Here is a 16,963-nt window from a genome sequence, read left to right as displayed (position 1 = left end):
CAAAGATAGATTTGCAGCAGTTTATGGCACGCAGTAAAAAAAAGTTTACCCGAAACCTGGTTCTGTTTCTTGCCGGTTTTTTTGTTACAGGTGCAGTTTGTTTGTTTGGGTATTTATGGTGGCTGGAGCAAAGGGCAGCAACAATACGCTACAAAGAGTTTGGTATTCCTATTCCTGAGGGTTATTCCATTCATGGCATTGATGTAAGCCGTTATCAGAATATTATTAACTGGCACTCTGTAAAGGAAATGCAGGTACAAGGTGTCCATATTGACTTTGTATTTATTAAAGCAACAGAAGGAATTGGTGATGAAGATTCGCACTTCAAACGTAACTGGCGCAAAGCAAAAGAAGCAGGGCTTACAAGAGGTGCTTATCATTTTTTCCTGGCTACCAAGGACGGAACAATGCAAGCCAGGAACTTTATAAAAAAAGTAAGTTATACGCCCGGCGATTTACCACCTGTAGTTGATGTGGAGCAAACCTATGGTGCAGATAAGAAATTACTGCAGCAGCGGTTAAAAGCATGGCTCTATGCTGCAGAACTGGCTTATGGTGTAAAGCCGATTATTTATACCAATGTGGATTTTTATAAAAAATACCTGGCGGGTGAATTTGATGATTACCCGTTATGGGCAGCACATTACCTGCAACCCACGGCACCCCGCATCAGCCGTGACTGGCATTTCTGGCAGCATAGTGAAAAAGGGAAAGTAAACGGAATTGCTGCAGCGGTTGATTTTAATGTGTTCAATGGCGATAGCACAGCATTTCAACAACTCTTGCTGAAATAATTACCTTTGAAAAAAAATAATCGAATGAAACAGTACTTATTGATCCTTTTTCTCCTGGTAATTGGTGGTGCAGCTTCTGCACAAAACGGCACAGCAAACAGTAATGATTATAAAACCGCCATAGGTATTAAGGTTTGGAATGGCGGTGGTGCTAACCTTAAAACATTTGTTTCAGAAAAAACAGCTTTAGAGTTTACCGGCTTCTTTTATAACCGTGGCACACGTATCACCGGTTTATATGAAATTCATGGTGATTTGAATACAGAAGGAAATTTACGCTGGTATATAGGTGCCGGTGCTCATGTAAGTATTTATAAAGGTTATACCGGCGTTGGTATTGACGGGGTGATTGGTATTGACTATAAAGTACCCTCGGCTCCTTTAAATATTGCCCTGGACTGGCAACCGGCAGTGGAGCTGGGCAGCGGCAGTTATAACGGGTTTTACGGAAACTGGGGCGGTCTTGCCATCCGTTATACTTTATAAAATAAAAAATCTTCCTACAGAAATGCTGCAACTAAAAGCAGCATTTTTTGTTTTACCTTCTAAAAACTGATTATGAGCGGAATTGAACCGGAAACAAGAGATTTTTTAAAACGCATTATCCAAACGGTGAGCATGGGAATGTTGTTTCTGTTAGTTCATATGACCGGGGGCATTTACTTTAACTGGGCTTTTTTTGAAGGAAGCCCAAGTATTGGGAATATCGTCTATTACATTATTTTTTCAATTACACTTACTGCACTTATCTATTATTTCTACAGGCTATGGAAAGGTCATGTGTAGTTAATTGCTAACTTGTATGGTCTGCTACAATCACCCATTCATTATTGATCTTTTTCCAAAGCAACGTAAAGTAACCACCCACATCACCTTTCTTTTCCCGTTTTAAAAACCATCTACCGGTAACAAAATAACTATCGCTTGAAATACGGTTTACCTTCAGAATGGTGAAGGTAAGCTGCCCCATGGCATCGGTATCCGGATAGCGTTTGTAATACCCTTCCAAGGTAGCTTTATGACCATACGTAATCCCATTGCCGGCAATGAACATAAGTGAATCACTTTGCCAATAGGCTTTCATGAAGTCATCAATATTTCCTTTGTTCCATGCCAGCACCTGTTCATCAAGTTTCGCCCGGATTTGTTGTTTATCTTTTGTTTGTGCCGTTGCGGTGTATCCTGTAACGAGAAGGAGTAAAAGAATAGCTTGTTTCATTAGCTTAAGTTACAGTAAAAAGAAAAGCGGCTCATCGCCGCTTTTTATTATGAGTTGCCCCATCTCTTTTTCTTCATGTATTCAATACTTTTTTTAACGCATTGCTCTTCCGGCATGGTGTAGGCTTCCTGTTCTACAAAACCATATTTTAAACCGGATAGTTTGCGTTGCGCATAAATAGAAGTAAAATCAATTGTACCATCGCCCACCTGTGTACTTTCTTTTTTTCCTTCTTTATTGGTGGTCATGTCTTTTACATGCCACATGGTAAAACGGCCGGGGTATTTTTTAAACCAATCTGCCGGGTTTTCACCTGCATACACCACCCAGTACAGATCCAGTTCAAAGTCCACCATATTCTTATCCGTTCCATCCAGCAAATGCTGAAGAAATGTTTTACCATCTTCTGCTTTTCCAAATTCAAACTCATGGTTATGATAAGCCAGCTTCATGCCTGCATCTTTAGTGAGTACTGCCAGTTCATTGATGGTGCCCACTAATTTGTTAAAGTCTTCTGCACTTCTGTGTTTATCATCCAGCCAGGGAATCACCATGTATTCACTACCCATAGTTTTGGCTGCTTCTATTGTTACTTTCCACAAATCTTTATTTCCATTGTACAAAACGGGCGGCAGATAGTAATGACCGCTGGGTGCTGTTAAACCATTGGCATCAAAAATGGCTTTCAGCTCTTTGGGTGTTTTACCAAAAAACTTACTGCCATCAAAACCAAACAATTCAATTTGCTGATAACCGGCTTTGGCTAAGTATTGCAGAGTTCCTTCCAGATTTTTGAATACATCGTTACGAACGGTGTATAACTGGATGCCGTATTGCAATTCTTTTCCTTCATCTGTGCAAGCCAGTAAACCATTGGTAAGTGAAAGACCGGCCGTAGCCATGGCTGCTGTTTTTATAAATTCTTTGCGATTGTAGCTCATCATTTTTTGTTTTAAATGGATTCGGCCCACGCTTTTTCACCTTTTGTATAAGGCATGGCACCATCATATTTACCGGGCACCTGTATATGACGAAGTGTTTCAGTAGCTCCTGTTTTGGAAGTAAAGAATCCGTTGAGTGTCATCTGCTTCATCATTGTATAATAATGCGGTGGGGTTGCTTCAAATTCTTTTCCTTCTTTTTGTGCTGCTTCACGCAGTGGTTTATCTGCTTCGTCTTTTTTGGTGTTAAAGTCTTTGGCTTCTTTTTCAAGACTCACCAAAAAGTCGTGCCGTTGTTTGGCATCACATTCCATAAAAGATTTGTTATGCATTTTTTTACAGGCTTCTTCCAGCGAGCTGATTCCTTTCATGAATGCATCCTGTTGTTTTTGCGTGTAACAATCTGTTACCCATATTTTCATAAACTCACCTACCTGTGCTGCTTTAGCACCGGGAGTTGAAGTGGCAGGAATAATGGTTTCGCCTACTTCATCCAGCATCGCAATGATATCTGCTGTAAATCCTGCATTGGTTTTAGGGCCCGTACCGCAACCGCTTAAAAATATTTCAGCGCCAATAACAGTACCACCCGTAAGAATGGCTATTTGTTTTAATAAATCACGACGATTCATATTCAAAAAGTTAGAATTAAAGATTTTGTTTTTTGAGTTCTTCTACAGCAAAAGCAGCTGCTCTTGCCGTAAATGCCATATACGTTAACGACGGGTTTACACAACTGCCGCTGGTCATGAACGCACCATCTGTAACAAATACATTGGGTGCATCCCATACCTGGTTATTGCCGTTGAGTACACTTGTTTTGGGATCACGACCCATACGTGCTGTACCCATTTCATGAATACCCATACCCGGGTAATAACCGGCATCATACGTACTTACATTTTTTACTCCTGCGGCCGTTAACATTTCTGCGGCATCATTCATCATATCGATGCGCATCTTCTTTTCATTCTCTTTCATCTCTACATCCATATCCAGCACCGGCAATCCCCATTTATCTTTTTTGGTTTTGCTGAGGGAGATTTTGTTCTCATGATAAGGAAGTATTTCTCCAAAGGCAGTAATGTTGATGCCCCAGTTTTCTTGAGGAACACTCATCGCTGCTTTCAACTCTTCACCAATGGTAAACTCAGCTACATCAGCACCACGGCCACGATGTGCACCACCCTGGTAACCAAAGCCACGCAGGTAATCACGCTTATCATCATATACGTTTCTGAAACGAGGAATATATATACCCGTTGGGCGACGGCCATACTCATATTTATCGCTGAAACCTTCTACGGTACCAAAAGCCCCCAGGCGGAAATGATGATCCATTGCATTATGCCCTAACTCATTGCTGCTGCTGCCCAAACCTCCCGGCCAGATATCAGTAGCACTGTTCATTAAGATCCAGGTACTGTTGAAAGAGGAGGCGCAGAGGAATATAATCTTGGCTTTATACTCGTAAGTTTTGTTATCGTTGGTATCAATTACTTCAACACCTGTTGCACGTTTCTTATCCTTATCATATACTAATTTGGTAACGATCTTGTCTGCCACCAATGTAAGGTTTCCTGTTTTCATAGCTACAGGAAGCGTAGCAGAGTTAGAACTGAAATAACCACCAAACGGACAACCATACCAGCAACGGTTACGGTATTGACAGTTTACACGGTTTTGCTCAGGCTTTGGTTGCGTAATGTTTGCACTGCGGCCAATGAACATATGACGTTTGCCTTTGTAATGCGATTTAATTTTAGCAGCTACATCTTTTTCAGCACAATTCATTTCCATTGCAGGTAAAAACTCGCCATCCGGTAACACATCCAAACCTTCTTTACTGCCCTGGATGCCGGCAAATTTTTCTACATAACTGTACCAGGGAGCAATCTCATCATAACGAACCGGCCAGTCAACCGCAATGCCTTCTTTGGCATTGGCTTCAAAATCCCATTTATTAAAACGATAGGATTGACGGCCCCATAACAAGGAACGGCCACCTACAATGTAGCCACGAAACCAATCGAAGCGTTTGGTTTCTTCATATGGATTGTCTTTATCATTCGCCCAGGGAGCCCAGTTGTTATCCACCATGGACTCACGCAAGGGATAATCTCTCTTGAGAAAAGGATAGTCAGCAATCATCTGCTGTGTGCGACCGTTACGATGCGGAAAATCCCACACATCTTTGTTGGCATTTTTGTAATCTTTGATGTGCTCGATGTTTTTACCACGCTCCAGCACCAGTACTTTTAAACCTCTTTCAGTAAGTTCTTTAGCGGCCCATCCACCGCTGATACCTGAGCCAACTACAATGGCGTCGAATTGATTGTTATCCGGCATATGACAAGTTTAAGTTTAGATTTAAATGTATGTTGTTTACTTAGTTATATGATTTGATAATTGTCAAAATAATCCCGCCCGTTTACACATCACATATTTTAACAGCTTTTTTTAAAGCGGCAATTTTTTCTTCTTTGGTTTTACCGGTAGGCATGTATTCCTGTGCTACAAATCCGGTATAACCGGTGGCAGCGATAGCTTTCATAATGGCAGGGTAGTATAGTTCCTGTGTTTCGTTGATTTCATGCCGGCCGGGCACACCTGCTGTATGATAATGCCCGAAATATTGATGATTCTTTTGAATAGTGCTGATGATATCTCCTTCACTTATCTGCATATGGTAGATATCATAGAGAATCTTAAAGTTGGGCGAACCAATGCGTTTGCATAATTCAATCGTCCATCTGGTGTTATCAGCCATGTAATCAGGATGATTCACTTTGCTGTTGAACACTTCTATCTGAATGATGACACCATGCTTTTCAGCCAAACCAATAATTTGTTTAATACCGTTGGTCATGTTCTGCAATCCTGTTTCTTCATCCATGCCCTTGCGGTTGCCGCTAAAGCAGATCAGGTTTTTATAACCTGCAGCCGCCACTAAAGGAATGGCTTCCAGGTAATCTTTAATGAGCCATTCATGATTTTTTTGGTCAATCCAGCCTTCGGTTAAACTGATTTTACCTGTTGTATAGCACATGGAGCAGGTAATACCATGCTTTTGTACCGTGGGCCATTCTTTAGGAGTGAGCAAATCAATTGCATTGAACCCGATTTTTTTCACCAGCACACACAACTCATCCAGGGAAAGAAAATTATGCGTCCAGTAACAAACGGAATGATTGATATTATTTCTGAGCTTTTCATCCTCTACAGCAAAAGACGACAGGGTGCCGGCTCCTGCAAATCCCAGTGAACCGACTGCCAGTTTTTTTAATGCTTCTCTGCGTGATGAATGACTCATGCTTCAGCAGCTTTTTTATTATCTTTAAATAATAATAAAAATAGTAATGCTATTACAGCAGCAATGCCAGCAGGTATTAGCCATACGTTTTTCCATTTTACAATTTGGTCAACTGTATAATTATCTACAATTTTTCCTGCGACCCAAAAACCAACAAGCATACCAAGGCCATAAGTAGCAAGTGTAATCATTCCTTGCGCTGACGATCTTATCTTTTCCCCTGCTTTTTGGTCAGTATAAATCTGACCTGTAACAAAAAAGAAATCATAACAAATACCATGAAGAATAATCCCTAAATACACCATCCATATCCCATTTTCAGAGAAGCCAAACAATAAGTACCTTAATGCCCATGCAATCATTCCGAACAACAACATTTTTTTCACATTGAAGCGTGAAAAAAACCAAGGCATCAAAAACATAAACACCGTTTCTGAAATTTGGCCCATCGTCATATAACCCGCAGCATTCTTAACTTGCAAAGCTTCTTTCGAGAAATTTTCTGCCTGTTGGTAATAAAACGCTAATGGAATACAAATAAGAGCAGAAGCAACAAAAAATATTAAATAGTTCCAATCTTTAAGAAGCTTTAAAGAATCAAGACCAATAATTTCTGAAAGATTTGCTTTGGTTCCTTTTTTGGGAGGAGGGGTTTTGGGTAAAAAGAAACTAAACAATCCAAGGATTACAGAAAAAATACATGCATAGAGAAATGTATTGCCAAGTTCTTTTCCTTCCCATGCAAACCATCCTACAAGCAATCCAGCTATAATCCATCCAATTGTTCCCCAAACTCTAAATCCAGAAAATTCTTTCTCGGGATTTGTAAGCTGCTTAAACGTTATTGCATTTACCAAGGCAAGCGAAGGCATGTAAATAATCATATACGCAAGAAGAAAAGGATAAAACGTTTCAAAATTTTCTTGCTTGTATAGTAAATACATCAATGCTGCTCCTGCAATATGTAAAATGCCCAGAATTTTTTGAGCATCAAAAAATCTATCAGCAATTAAGCCGATCACAAAGGGAGCTATAATAGCGCCCAGTGCTTGCGTACCATATGCAAGTCCTACGTTTTCTCCAGATGCTCCCATACTTTTTAAATAGCTATTCATGGTTACAAACCATAAGCCCCACACAAAAAAATTGAGAAACATCATTACAGCCAGTTGAACCCTTGTGTTCATGTTCATGTGCAATCGGTTTTAAGTTGGTTGGTTGAAGTGAGTTCTAAATTTAGGAATATTCTGCATTCATCAACAGGAAAAATGATGAGCGAATACAGCAAACGTTTGCAACAAGACTAAAATAAAATTGCAATGCACTTTTACTTACGTATGAATTCATACTTATCTTTAAACACTTCAAATTAATTGCTTGTCATGGGAGAGTTCCAGGTAAAAGTTCATCCAAAAGAATATGATGTTGTAATTGTAGGCAGCGGTGCCGGTGGCGGTATGGCGGCTTACCAGCTTAGTAAAGCCGGATTGAAAGTGGCGTTGCTGGAAGCCGGCCCTATGTACAATCCACAACTCAACGTAACACAATTAAAAAATCCATGGGAAAGCAAACGGAGAGGAGCTTCTACCAAGTATCGCCCCTTTGGAGATTTTGATGGATGTTACTGGGGATGGACTGTAGATGGAGAACCTTATACCAAAGCTGAAGGAACGGATTGGTTGTGGTGGCGGGCACGTATGCTGGGAGGTAGAACCAATCACTGGGGCAGAATTTCACTTCGCTTTGGTCCAAAAGATTTTAAACGCAAAAGCATTGATGGTTTGGGTGATGACTGGCCCATTGGTTATGAAGACATCAAACCCTATTATGATGCCATTGATAAACTCATCGGCATATTTGGAACCAATGAAGGTCTGGAAAATGATCCTGATGGATTTTTCTTACCCCCGCCCAAGCCAAGATTGCATGAGCTGATGATTAAGAAGGCGGCAATAACTACAGGTGTGAATGTTATTCCATCACGCTTATCCATTCTCACCAAAAAAATTGAAAGCACAACAGAGCGTGGTGTTTGTTTTTATTGTGCCCAATGCGGACGTAACTGCAGTATGGCCAAAGCTGATTTCTCCAGTACCAATGTGTTAATTTATCCTGCACTCAAAACCGGCAATGTAGATGTGATTGCCAATGCCATGGCACGTGAAGTGCTCACAAATAAAGAAGGGAAAGCAACGGGAGTAAGTTTCATTAATAAAGAGGAGAACCAGGAATACCAGGTAAAAGGCAAAGTGGTAATCCTGGCTGCGAGTGCATGCGAAAGTGCAAGATTGTTACTGAATTCTAAATCGCCACGTCATCCCAATGGGTTGGCGAATAACAGTAATGTAGTAGGTAAGTACCTGCATGATTCCACCGGTGCTGCTATGGGTGGTGTATTGCCGGAGTTATTTGGACGCAAGCGTTACAATGAAGATGGAGTAGGCGGTGCCCATATTTACAGCCCATGGTGGCTGGATAATAAGAAGCTGGATTTTCCACGTGGTTATCATATTGAGTATTGGGGTGGCATGGGACAACCTGCTTATGGCTTTGGTTGGGATATTCATACTTATAATGGTAAATACGCCGTGGCAGGCAAACAAAAAGAAGCAGGTGGTTATGGAGCTTCACTCAAAGAAGATTACCGTTATTTCTATGGAGCAGGTGTGGGCATGGCGGGCAGAGGTGAGATGATAGCAACTGAAAGTAATTACTGTGAAATTGATCCGCATGTGGTAGATAAGTACGGTATTCCTGTATTGCGTTTCAATGTGAAGTTCAGCGATTATGAAATCAAGCAGGCTAAACACATGAAGGAAACTTTTCGTGAAATCATGCACAATATGGGTGCTGTGATTACCTGGGGCAATGATGATGATGAAAAGAATATGTACGGTTTAAACAAACCCGGCGAAATTATTCATGAAGCAGGTACAGTGCGTATGGGCAATGATCCCAAACGCAGCGCTTTGAATAAATACAACCAGGCACATGATTGTAAAAATTTATTTGTTGTTGATGGCGGTGCATTTGTGAGCCAGGCAGATAAAAATATTACATGGACAATACTGGCGTTGAGCATGCGGGCGAGTGAATATATCGTTGATCAGTTAAAGAAAAACAATTTATAAACTCAGCGGGCTTTGCGCCTTTGCGTGAAAATATTTTTTTATGAAAAGAAGAGATTCCATCAAAGCCATTCTTGTTGGTACCGTTGCTTCCTCTGTTTTGGTTGATGCATGCACAACAGCAGAGGATAAGGCAAAAACAGCTGAGCAACCTGCATCATCCGGCATTGACCGTATGAAAGAAGAAGCGGAGTATGAAAAGAAGCTGGAGGCAGAAACTTTTTTCACCACACATGAAATGGCAACGATTACGGTATTGGCCGATATCATTATTCCCAAAGATGAGGTGAGTGGCAGCGCCAGTGAAGCGGGGGTACCTGCCTTTATTGAGTTTATTGTAAAAGATATGCCGCAACATCAAACACCCATGCGTGGCGGTTTAAAATGGCTGGACCTTCAATGTTTTGAACGTTATGAAAAAGCGTTTAAGGATTGTGATTCAAAACAGCAATTGGCAATGATTGATGAAATTGCCTACCCTGAAAAAGCTAAGCCGGAGCTGAAACAAGGTGTTGCGTTTTTTAATTTAATGCGAAACTTAACCGCAACCGGTTTTTATACTTCAGAAATAGGTGTGAAAGATGTGGGCTACCTGGGCAACAGGCCTAACCAGTGGGCTGGTGTGCCGGATGAGGTACTGAAACAATACGGGTATAGTTACACAGAAAAGGAACTGAAAGAGTGTATTTGATTTAAAATATCTATAGAAAATAATCATCTATGAGTAAGCTTAACAGGAGAAAATTTATCCGTGATGCTGCCATGGCATCCGCCGGCTTTTTTATTGTTCCCCGCCATGTGCTGGGGCGTGGTTATGTAGCCCCCAGTGATAAACTCAATATTGCCGGTATTGGCGTTGGTGGTAAAGGCACCAGCGATCTCTGGGAGTTTGCCAAAAGTCCAAACGTAAATATTGTTGCGCTTTGTGATGTGGACGACCGCCAGGCAAAGCAATCACGCAAGAATTTTCCCAATGCACCTTATTATAAAGATTTCAGGGTAATGCTGGAAAAAGAAAAAGGAACCATTGATGCGGTTTCTGTTTCCACACCGGATCATACACATTTTGTAGCTACCATGGCTGCCATGCAAATGGGCAAGCATGTGTATGTACAAAAGCCGCTCACACATTCTGTATATGAAGCACGTATGCTTACCGAAGCAGCACGAAAGTATAAAGTAGTCACGCAAATGGGTAACCAGGGAGCCAGTGGTGATGGCGTGCGTAAAATGCAGGAGTGGTACAACGCCGGCATCATTGGTAATGCACATACTATCTATGTATGGACCAACCGACCCGTATGGCCGCAGGGTATGGGCAAACCTAAAAAAACAGCACCCGTTCCTGCAGAACTTGATTGGGATTTATGGTTAGGTCCTGCTCCATGGGAAGATTATAAAGATGGTTATGTGCCCTTCAACTGGCGTGGTTACTGGAGTTTTGGCACCGGTGCATTAGGTGATATGGGTTGTCATTTAATTGATCCTGCTTTTAAAACAGTGGGACTGTTATATCCATCAGAAGTAGAATGCAGCACCGCAGCTGTATATGAACAAATGTGGACACCCAGCAGCTATCCTGATAGTTGTCCGCTGGCATCTTCCATTACATTACGCTTTCCTTCCAAAGATGGAAAAAGTAAAATTGAATTACACTGGATGGATGGTGGTATACGTCCGGACAGGCCGGATGAGTTATTACCTGATGAACCCATGGGCGACGAAGACGGTAGTGGAGGTGTGATTATTGAAGGCACCAAAGGAAAGATGATGTGTGGTACATATGGAAGTAATCCACGTTTGTTGCCGCTGAGCCGTATGAAGAGTGTGAATGTAAAGCAAACACTCAAACGTGTTCCGGAAGGTCATTACCTGCAATGGGTGAATGCCTGTATTGCCGGCTATGGAAAAAATGAGTTGAGTTCATCGTTTGATTATGCTGGTCCGTTAACAGAATCCATATTGATGGGTAATCTTGCACTTCGCAGCTGGCAGTTGAAAAATGCAAGTGGTAAATTTGCTGGCCGTAAAACATTACTATGGGATGCAAAGAATATGAAGATCACCAATTTTGATGAAGCCAACCAGTTTGTGAAAAGAGAATACCGGAATGGGTGGAACCTTTAAATAATACATACAAAATAAAAACCATGAAATCAATCTTTACAAGTGTCCTTATTATTGTAATTGCCTCTGTTACTGCAGCTCAATCAACTGATACTGCATCAGCTAAAAGCAAAGTATATTTCCTGAGAAATACAGGCTATATCGGTTCTGCTGCTGCCTTTAAAACATTTATTGACGATCAGTTTCTATGCAGACTAAACAATAAACGTTATACAGTTCATGAAGTGTCTTCCGGAAAACATACGTTTTCAGTACAGTTTGGCGGAACTACATTAAAAGAAAAGGCAGAGCGATTTGAATTGACGCTGGAGCCCGGAAAATCATATTATCTCCGTGTAGTGTTTAAAAACGGTGCTTTTGTAAACAATGTGTATTGCGAAGAGATTACCGAGAACACAGCCAAAAAAGAACTGGAAACACTAAAAGAAGATACTAAATGTGAGTGAGATTTTTTATTTGATAAACATCAAACACGCACATAGACCAGAAACGTAAATTTAATTTTATAACTTAATTCATATGAACAGAAAATTACGAATGGCCATGATTGGCGGCGGTAAAGATGCTTTCATAGGTGCCGTACATCGTTTGGCTATGAATATGGATGGACAAATTGAACTGGTAGCAGGTGCTCTCAGCATCAATCCTGAAGTAGCAGTTGACTCCGGTAAGTCTTTGTTTTTAGATGAAGACAGAATTTATACAGACTATAAAGTAATGCTGGAAAAAGAAGCAGCAATGCCTGCAGAAAAGCGTATTGATTTTGTAAGTATCGTTACGCCCAACTTTGTACACTTTGAACCGGCGATGATGGCATTGGAAAAAGGGTTTCATGTGGTGATTGAAAAGCCCATCACTTTTACATTAGACCAGGCCAAACAACTCAAAGCGAAAGTGGAAGAAACAGGATTGAGCTTACTGCTTTGTCACACCTACACGGGTTATCCTATGGTAAAACAGGCCAAACAGTTTATTAAGAGCGGAGCGTTGGGTAAAGTAAGAAAAGTATATGTGGAGTATCCGCAGGGTTGGTTAAGTACGTTTTTGGAAGGTACCGGTCAGGCACAGGCGAGCTGGCGTACAGATCCCAAGAAGAGCGGTAAGGCAGGAAGTATGGGAGACATCGGCACCCATGCCTTTAACCTGGCGGAGTATATCACCGGTTTGGAAGTAACCCACCTTTGTTCCAACATCAATATTGTAGTAGAAGGAAGAATGCTGGATGATGACGGTGCAGCGTTTCTCAAATTCAACAATGGTGCAACGGGTGTATTGATGGCTACACAAATTGCAGCAGGTGAAGAGAACAATGTAAAAATCCGTGTGTACGGAGAAAAAGGTGGTATTGAGTGGAAGCATGAAGATAACAATACCCTGTTGGTAAAATGGTTAGATAAGCCAACTGAAATCTACAGAACAGGTGGCGGCTATAACAGTTCTTTTGCTGCACATAATACAAGAACGCCGGCCGGTCACCCGGAAGGTTTCCTGGAAGCTTTTGCAAATATGTACCGCAATTTTGCATTAACTGTTGCTGCAAAAATTGACGGAATAACTCCGAGGGAAGAGTGGCTTGATTTTCCAAGTGTGAATGAAGGTGTTCGTGGAATGGCTTTTGTAGATAATGTGATTGAAAGCGGTAAAAGTGATGTGAAGTGGAAAGAGTTTGAAATATGATGGCACGCAGAGGGGCAGAGGGCGCAGAGATGAATTTGCTAAAGCAAATTTCTCTTGATTAATTTTTTAAAGTATTGAATAGTGAATGTTCTTTTAAATAAAATGCGAAGCATTTTTCCTCTGCGCCCTCTGCCCCTCTGCGTGAAAAAAACTCATCATCAGCTTGCTGTATAAATAAGTCTTATGGAAATAAACGCAATAACAGGCATTATCATCGAAGAGTCAATAAAGATTCACAGAGATGTTGGCCCCGGGTTATTAGAGAAAGTGTATGAGGAGTTACTGTACTATCGCCTCACCAAAAGAGGCTTAAAAGTAAAACGGCAGCAAAATATTGAGTTTATATATGAAGAAGTTAGAATGAATATTGACTTGCGTTATGATTTAATGGTAGATGATGCAGTACTTGTAGATATAAAATCAAAGGAAACAGTACCGCCTGTAGAATACAAAGTTTTCAAAACTTATTTGCGTCTCACAAAGATCACAATAGGACTTGTTATTAATTTTAATGTGGAATATTTAAGAGACGGAATTAAACGAATAGCAAATAATTTTATTGACAAATAAAATCAACTCTGCGCCCTCCGCTCCTATGCGTGGGACTCAAATGGTATAACATGAAAACAATCAAAGGACCTGCTATTTTCTTAGCTCAATTCATGGGAGATCATCCTCCTTTTAACAGCCTGGAATCCATTTGTGAGTGGGCTGCATCATTAGGTTTTAAAGCCATCCAAATTCCTACTTGGGAAAAAAGATTGATTGATTTGAAACTGGCAGCAGAAAGTAAAACCTATGCAGATGAACTGAAAGGGAAGATCAACAGCTATGGTTTGCAGATATCTGAACTGAGTACACACCTTCAGGGTCAGCTCGTGGCGGTGCACCCGGCTTACGATACCATGTTTGATGTATTTGCAGCTGATGAAGTAAAGAACAATCCCAAAGCAAGACAGCAATGGGCCGTGCAACAGGTAATGTATGGTGCTAAAGCTTCTCAAAATTTAGGGTTAACAGCACATGCTACATTTAGTGGTGCGTTATTATGGCATACGTTTCATCCCTGGCCGCAGCGTCCGGATGGTTTGGTGGAAGAAGGATTTAAAGAGTTGGCCAAACGATGGCTGCCCATCTTAAATTACTTTGATGAATGCGGTGTGAATGTTTGTTATGAAGTACATCCCGGTGAAGATATTTTTGATGGTATTACGTATGAAATGTTTCTCGAAAAAGTTAATCACCATCCACGTGCCTGTTTGTTGTATGATCCATCCCACTTTGTATTGCAGCAATTAGACTATATTCAATACATCGACTTTTATCATGAGCGCATTAAAGCATTTCATGTAAAAGATTCAGAGTTTAATGCCACCGGTAAACAGGGAACTTTTGGCGGCTATCAAAGCTGGTTAAACAGGGCCGGACGCTACCGTAGTCCCGGTGATGGGCAGGTGGATTTTAAAACCATCTTCAGTAAGTTAACACAGTATGGCTATGATGGCTGGGCGGTGATGGAATGGGAATGTTGTATTAAACATCCGGAAGACGGAGCCAGGGAAGGTGCTGAGTTCATTAAAAATCACATCATCCGTGTTACTGATAAAACTTTTGATGATTTTGCAGGTGGTGAAAGTGATGTGGCCACTAACAGAAAAATACTCGGATTGGATTGATTTATTTTTTAACAACTAAAACAAGGTATATGAAAAAGTTATTATTCACATCAGCAGTTGTACTGCTTTTCGTTGCATGCGGCGGCTCAGGTAATGATCAAAAAGAAGCCACTAAAGAAGAATCTAAAACGGAAACACCGGCGGCTCCGTCCATTTCTGATGATCCCGTTTACCAGGAAGGTCTTGCATTGGTTGCTAAACCGGAGAACCTTTGCTTAACCTGTCATAAAGTAGATGAAAAACTTACAGGCCCGGCTTACCGTGATGTGGCCAACAAGTATGAGAATACGCCTGAGAATATAAAAATGCTTTCTGAAAAAGTAGTGAAGGGAGGCAGTGGTGTTTGGGGCGATGTAGCCATGCCGCCAAACCCTGCAGTTAATCCTGCGGATGCTGAAAAAATGGTAAAATATATTCTGATGCTCAGAAACAAATAATTGATCAAACTAAAATCTAATTGCATGTTACGTTTAATTTTTATGCTTTCCGTTGCAGGCTTGATGAACGCCTGTAATAATGAAGGTGCCGCCGGTTCTGCTTCTGATACAACTGCTACAACCATGACCACAGAAACTCCTTTACTCACAGAAACAGAAATAGCTGAAGGATGGGTTTCATTGTTTGATGGCAAAACAACCAAGGGCTGGCATAAGTATGGCGGCTTTCCGGTGGGAAGCGCCTGGAAGGTGGAAGACGGCGCCCTGCACCTGGATGCCAATCAAAAAGATAACTGGCAGATCAAAGACGGTGGTGATATTGTAAGTGATGAAGAGTATGATAACTTTCATCTTAAACTGGAGTGGAAGATTGATACCTGTGGTAACAGCGGTATTATGTTCTATGTAAAAGAAGATACCACCAGGTATAAATTTCCCTGGATGACAGGACCTGAAATGCAGGTACTGGACAACAAGTGCCATCCTGATGCAAAGATCATAAAACACCGTGCCGGTGATTTATATGATTTAATTACTTCAACTCCTGAAACCGTAAAACCGGCATTGGAGTGGAATCTTGCAGAAATCAAATCTGTTAACGGTGTCCTTGAGTTTTATCTCAACGGTGAGAAAGTAGTAACGACAACAATGTGGGATGAAGGCTGGAAGAAAATGATAGCCGGCAGTAAGTTTAAACAGTGGAAAGATTTCGGCACTTACAATAAAGGACGCATTGCTTTACAGGATCATGGTAATCATGTTTGGTACAGGAATATTAAGATCAGGAAATTGTAAGAGTTTATAAAGAAGAGAGCGGCCAACGGCCGCTCTCTTCTTTTAACTTCAAATGAAATTGTTCTTTGAATTTAATAAAACTGTTTTCTGCTGCAATGAAAAACTAAACTCTGATGTGTGCGACGCAAGGGACGATGCTATGAAAAACCACAGCCGGTAACATCCTCATTTCTTAAACATTAATTCTTTTACTTTCTCTTTATCTTCCTTTTCTTTCTTTAAATCGAACATGGTTCCGAACACATGATCCCATAGCGTGCTGCTTACACCAAAACCCTGCTCTTCATTTTTGTAATGATGCAAATGATGATTGCGCCACAATGGTTTCATCCATTTCATGGGCGGGTTCCAGGCATGAATGGCATAATGCATAGTGCCATACATGAGATAGCCCAGCATAAAACCGGGAAAGAAAACAAAAGCATAATTACCCATGATTGCATACATGGCAAAGAAAATAAGCGATGAAATAATTAAGCTTGGAACCGGTGGCATAAACAACCGCTCTTTATCCCTTGGATACTCATGATGGTTGCCATGCAATACATAAATAAATTTACGGGCACGTTCACTCTCTGCCACCATATGAAACACAAAACGGTGCATGAGGTATTCAAAAAAACTCCAGAATAACATACCTGCAATAAATACAGAAGCGATAATGGTTGATGTAAACAGAAATTTATCAGCGGCATGCCAGGGGAAACCAATGATAACAGGTAAATACATGCCCCAAATCACAAGTGGGTGTGTTTTGGTGAGCATTTCGAGATAAGGGTTTTTAAATAGCTGCGCCTGTCCCTTGTTATGAATTTTTTCAAATTTCATACAATCACATTTCGGATAGCAAAGATAG

The 16,963-nt window shown here is 41.0% G+C and carries 19 protein-coding genes; 12 read left to right on the top strand and 7 right to left on the bottom strand.

What is annotated here, in order from left to right; translation table 11 throughout:
• Window positions 1–23: 23 nt before the first annotated feature.
• The 3 genes from PDL71_RS00705 to PDL71_RS00695 all read left to right on the top strand — a co-directional run bounded on the left by PDL71_RS00705 (window position 24) and on the right by PDL71_RS00695 (window position 1,580).
• Window positions 24–794 carry a glycoside hydrolase family 25 protein gene (locus PDL71_RS00705; RefSeq protein WP_407524129.1) on the top strand — a complete coding sequence of 257 codons (771 nt, stop codon included), beginning with the start codon at window positions 24–26 and terminating at the stop codon, window positions 792–794.
• 24 nt (window positions 795–818) lie between these two features.
• Window positions 819–1,280 (top strand): hypothetical protein, encoded by a 462-nt coding sequence (locus PDL71_RS00700; protein ID WP_407524127.1) that lies wholly within the window; start codon window positions 819–821, stop codon window positions 1,278–1,280.
• Between the two features lie 72 nt (window positions 1,281–1,352).
• On the top strand, window positions 1,353–1,580 hold the full coding sequence (locus PDL71_RS00695; protein ID WP_407524125.1) for a hypothetical protein: 228 nt from the start codon (window positions 1,353–1,355) through the stop codon (window positions 1,578–1,580).
• A 7-nt stretch (window positions 1,581–1,587) separates the two neighbouring features.
• On the opposite strand, the gene PDL71_RS00690 is transcribed toward PDL71_RS00695, so the two are convergent.
• The 6 genes from PDL71_RS00690 to PDL71_RS00665 all read right to left on the bottom strand — a co-directional run bounded on the left by PDL71_RS00690 (window position 1,588) and on the right by PDL71_RS00665 (window position 7,460).
• The gene (locus PDL71_RS00690; protein WP_407524123.1) at window positions 1,588–2,013 is read right to left on the bottom strand and encodes a YybH family protein; all 426 of its coding nucleotides are present in this window, start codon (window positions 2,011–2,013) and stop codon (window positions 1,588–1,590) included.
• A 47-nt stretch (window positions 2,014–2,060) separates the two neighbouring features.
• Window positions 2,061–2,954, bottom strand: a complete 894-nt coding sequence (locus PDL71_RS00685) for a sugar phosphate isomerase/epimerase family protein (RefSeq protein ID WP_407524121.1) — start codon at window positions 2,952–2,954, stop codon at window positions 2,061–2,063.
• A gap of 11 nt (window positions 2,955–2,965) precedes the next feature.
• Entirely contained in the window at window positions 2,966–3,586 is a 621-nt protein-coding gene (locus PDL71_RS00680; protein ID WP_407524119.1) for a gluconate 2-dehydrogenase subunit 3 family protein, read from the bottom strand.
• Between the two features lie 16 nt (window positions 3,587–3,602).
• Complete coding sequence (locus PDL71_RS00675; protein WP_407524117.1) at window positions 3,603–5,303, bottom strand: GMC oxidoreductase; 1,701 nt, start codon at window positions 5,301–5,303, stop codon at window positions 3,603–3,605.
• Window positions 5,304–5,385: 82 nt separating this feature from the next.
• Window positions 5,386–6,267 (bottom strand): hydroxypyruvate isomerase family protein, encoded by an 882-nt coding sequence (locus PDL71_RS00670; RefSeq protein ID WP_407524115.1) that lies wholly within the window; start codon window positions 6,265–6,267, stop codon window positions 5,386–5,388.
• Window positions 6,264–7,460: a nucleoside permease gene (locus PDL71_RS00665; RefSeq protein ID WP_407524113.1), complete on the bottom strand. Its 1,197-nt coding sequence runs from the start codon at window positions 7,458–7,460 to the stop codon at window positions 6,264–6,266. Before PDL71_RS00665 ends, PDL71_RS00670 begins: the two co-directional genes overlap by 4 nt.
• 189 nt (window positions 7,461–7,649) lie before the next feature.
• On the opposite strand from PDL71_RS00665, the gene PDL71_RS00660 reads away from it, so the two are divergent.
• The 9 genes from PDL71_RS00660 to PDL71_RS00620 all read left to right on the top strand — a co-directional run bounded on the left by PDL71_RS00660 (window position 7,650) and on the right by PDL71_RS00620 (window position 16,107).
• Complete coding sequence (locus PDL71_RS00660; RefSeq protein WP_407524111.1) at window positions 7,650–9,398, top strand: GMC oxidoreductase; 1,749 nt, start codon at window positions 7,650–7,652, stop codon at window positions 9,396–9,398.
• Between the two features lie 40 nt (window positions 9,399–9,438).
• The gene (locus tag PDL71_RS00655; RefSeq protein WP_407524109.1) at window positions 9,439–10,086 is read left to right on the top strand and encodes a gluconate 2-dehydrogenase subunit 3 family protein; all 648 of its coding nucleotides are present in this window, start codon (window positions 9,439–9,441) and stop codon (window positions 10,084–10,086) included.
• 29 nt (window positions 10,087–10,115) lie between these two features.
• Window positions 10,116–11,522, top strand: a complete 1,407-nt coding sequence (locus tag PDL71_RS00650; RefSeq protein ID WP_407524107.1) for a Gfo/Idh/MocA family protein — start codon at window positions 10,116–10,118, stop codon at window positions 11,520–11,522.
• A gap of 23 nt (window positions 11,523–11,545) precedes the next feature.
• The gene (locus PDL71_RS00645) at window positions 11,546–11,968 is read left to right on the top strand and encodes a DUF2846 domain-containing protein (protein ID WP_407524105.1); all 423 of its coding nucleotides are present in this window, start codon (window positions 11,546–11,548) and stop codon (window positions 11,966–11,968) included.
• A 73-nt stretch (window positions 11,969–12,041) separates the two neighbouring features.
• A complete protein-coding gene (locus tag PDL71_RS00640; protein WP_407524103.1) occupies window positions 12,042–13,199 on the top strand; it encodes a Gfo/Idh/MocA family protein in 1,158 nt (385 codons plus the stop codon).
• A gap of 183 nt (window positions 13,200–13,382) precedes the next feature.
• Window positions 13,383–13,769, top strand: coding sequence for a GxxExxY protein (locus tag PDL71_RS00635; RefSeq protein ID WP_407524101.1), 387 nt, complete (start codon window positions 13,383–13,385; stop codon window positions 13,767–13,769).
• A 50-nt stretch (window positions 13,770–13,819) separates the two neighbouring features.
• A complete protein-coding gene (locus PDL71_RS00630; protein WP_407524099.1) occupies window positions 13,820–14,875 on the top strand; it encodes a sugar phosphate isomerase/epimerase family protein in 1,056 nt (351 codons plus the stop codon).
• A gap of 29 nt (window positions 14,876–14,904) precedes the next feature.
• Window positions 14,905–15,312 carry a c-type cytochrome gene (locus PDL71_RS00625; RefSeq protein WP_407524097.1) on the top strand — a complete coding sequence of 136 codons (408 nt, stop codon included), beginning with the start codon at window positions 14,905–14,907 and terminating at the stop codon, window positions 15,310–15,312.
• Between the two features lie 24 nt (window positions 15,313–15,336).
• Window positions 15,337–16,107, top strand: coding sequence for a DUF1080 domain-containing protein (locus PDL71_RS00620; RefSeq protein ID WP_407524095.1), 771 nt, complete (start codon window positions 15,337–15,339; stop codon window positions 16,105–16,107).
• Window positions 16,108–16,272: 165 nt separating this feature from the next.
• Here PDL71_RS00620 and PDL71_RS00615 read toward each other — a convergent pair whose 3' ends face one another.
• Entirely contained in the window at window positions 16,273–16,935 is a 663-nt protein-coding gene (locus tag PDL71_RS00615; protein ID WP_407524093.1) for a sterol desaturase family protein, read from the bottom strand.
• Between the last annotated feature and the right edge of the window lie 28 nt (window positions 16,936–16,963).

Source organism: Lacibacter sp. MH-610, from assembly GCF_045780045.1.
GTDB lineage: Bacteria > Bacteroidota > Bacteroidia > Chitinophagales > Chitinophagaceae > Lacibacter.
The sequence above is the reverse complement of the archived record's forward strand: the minus strand, read 5'-3'. Positions and strand labels throughout refer to the sequence as shown.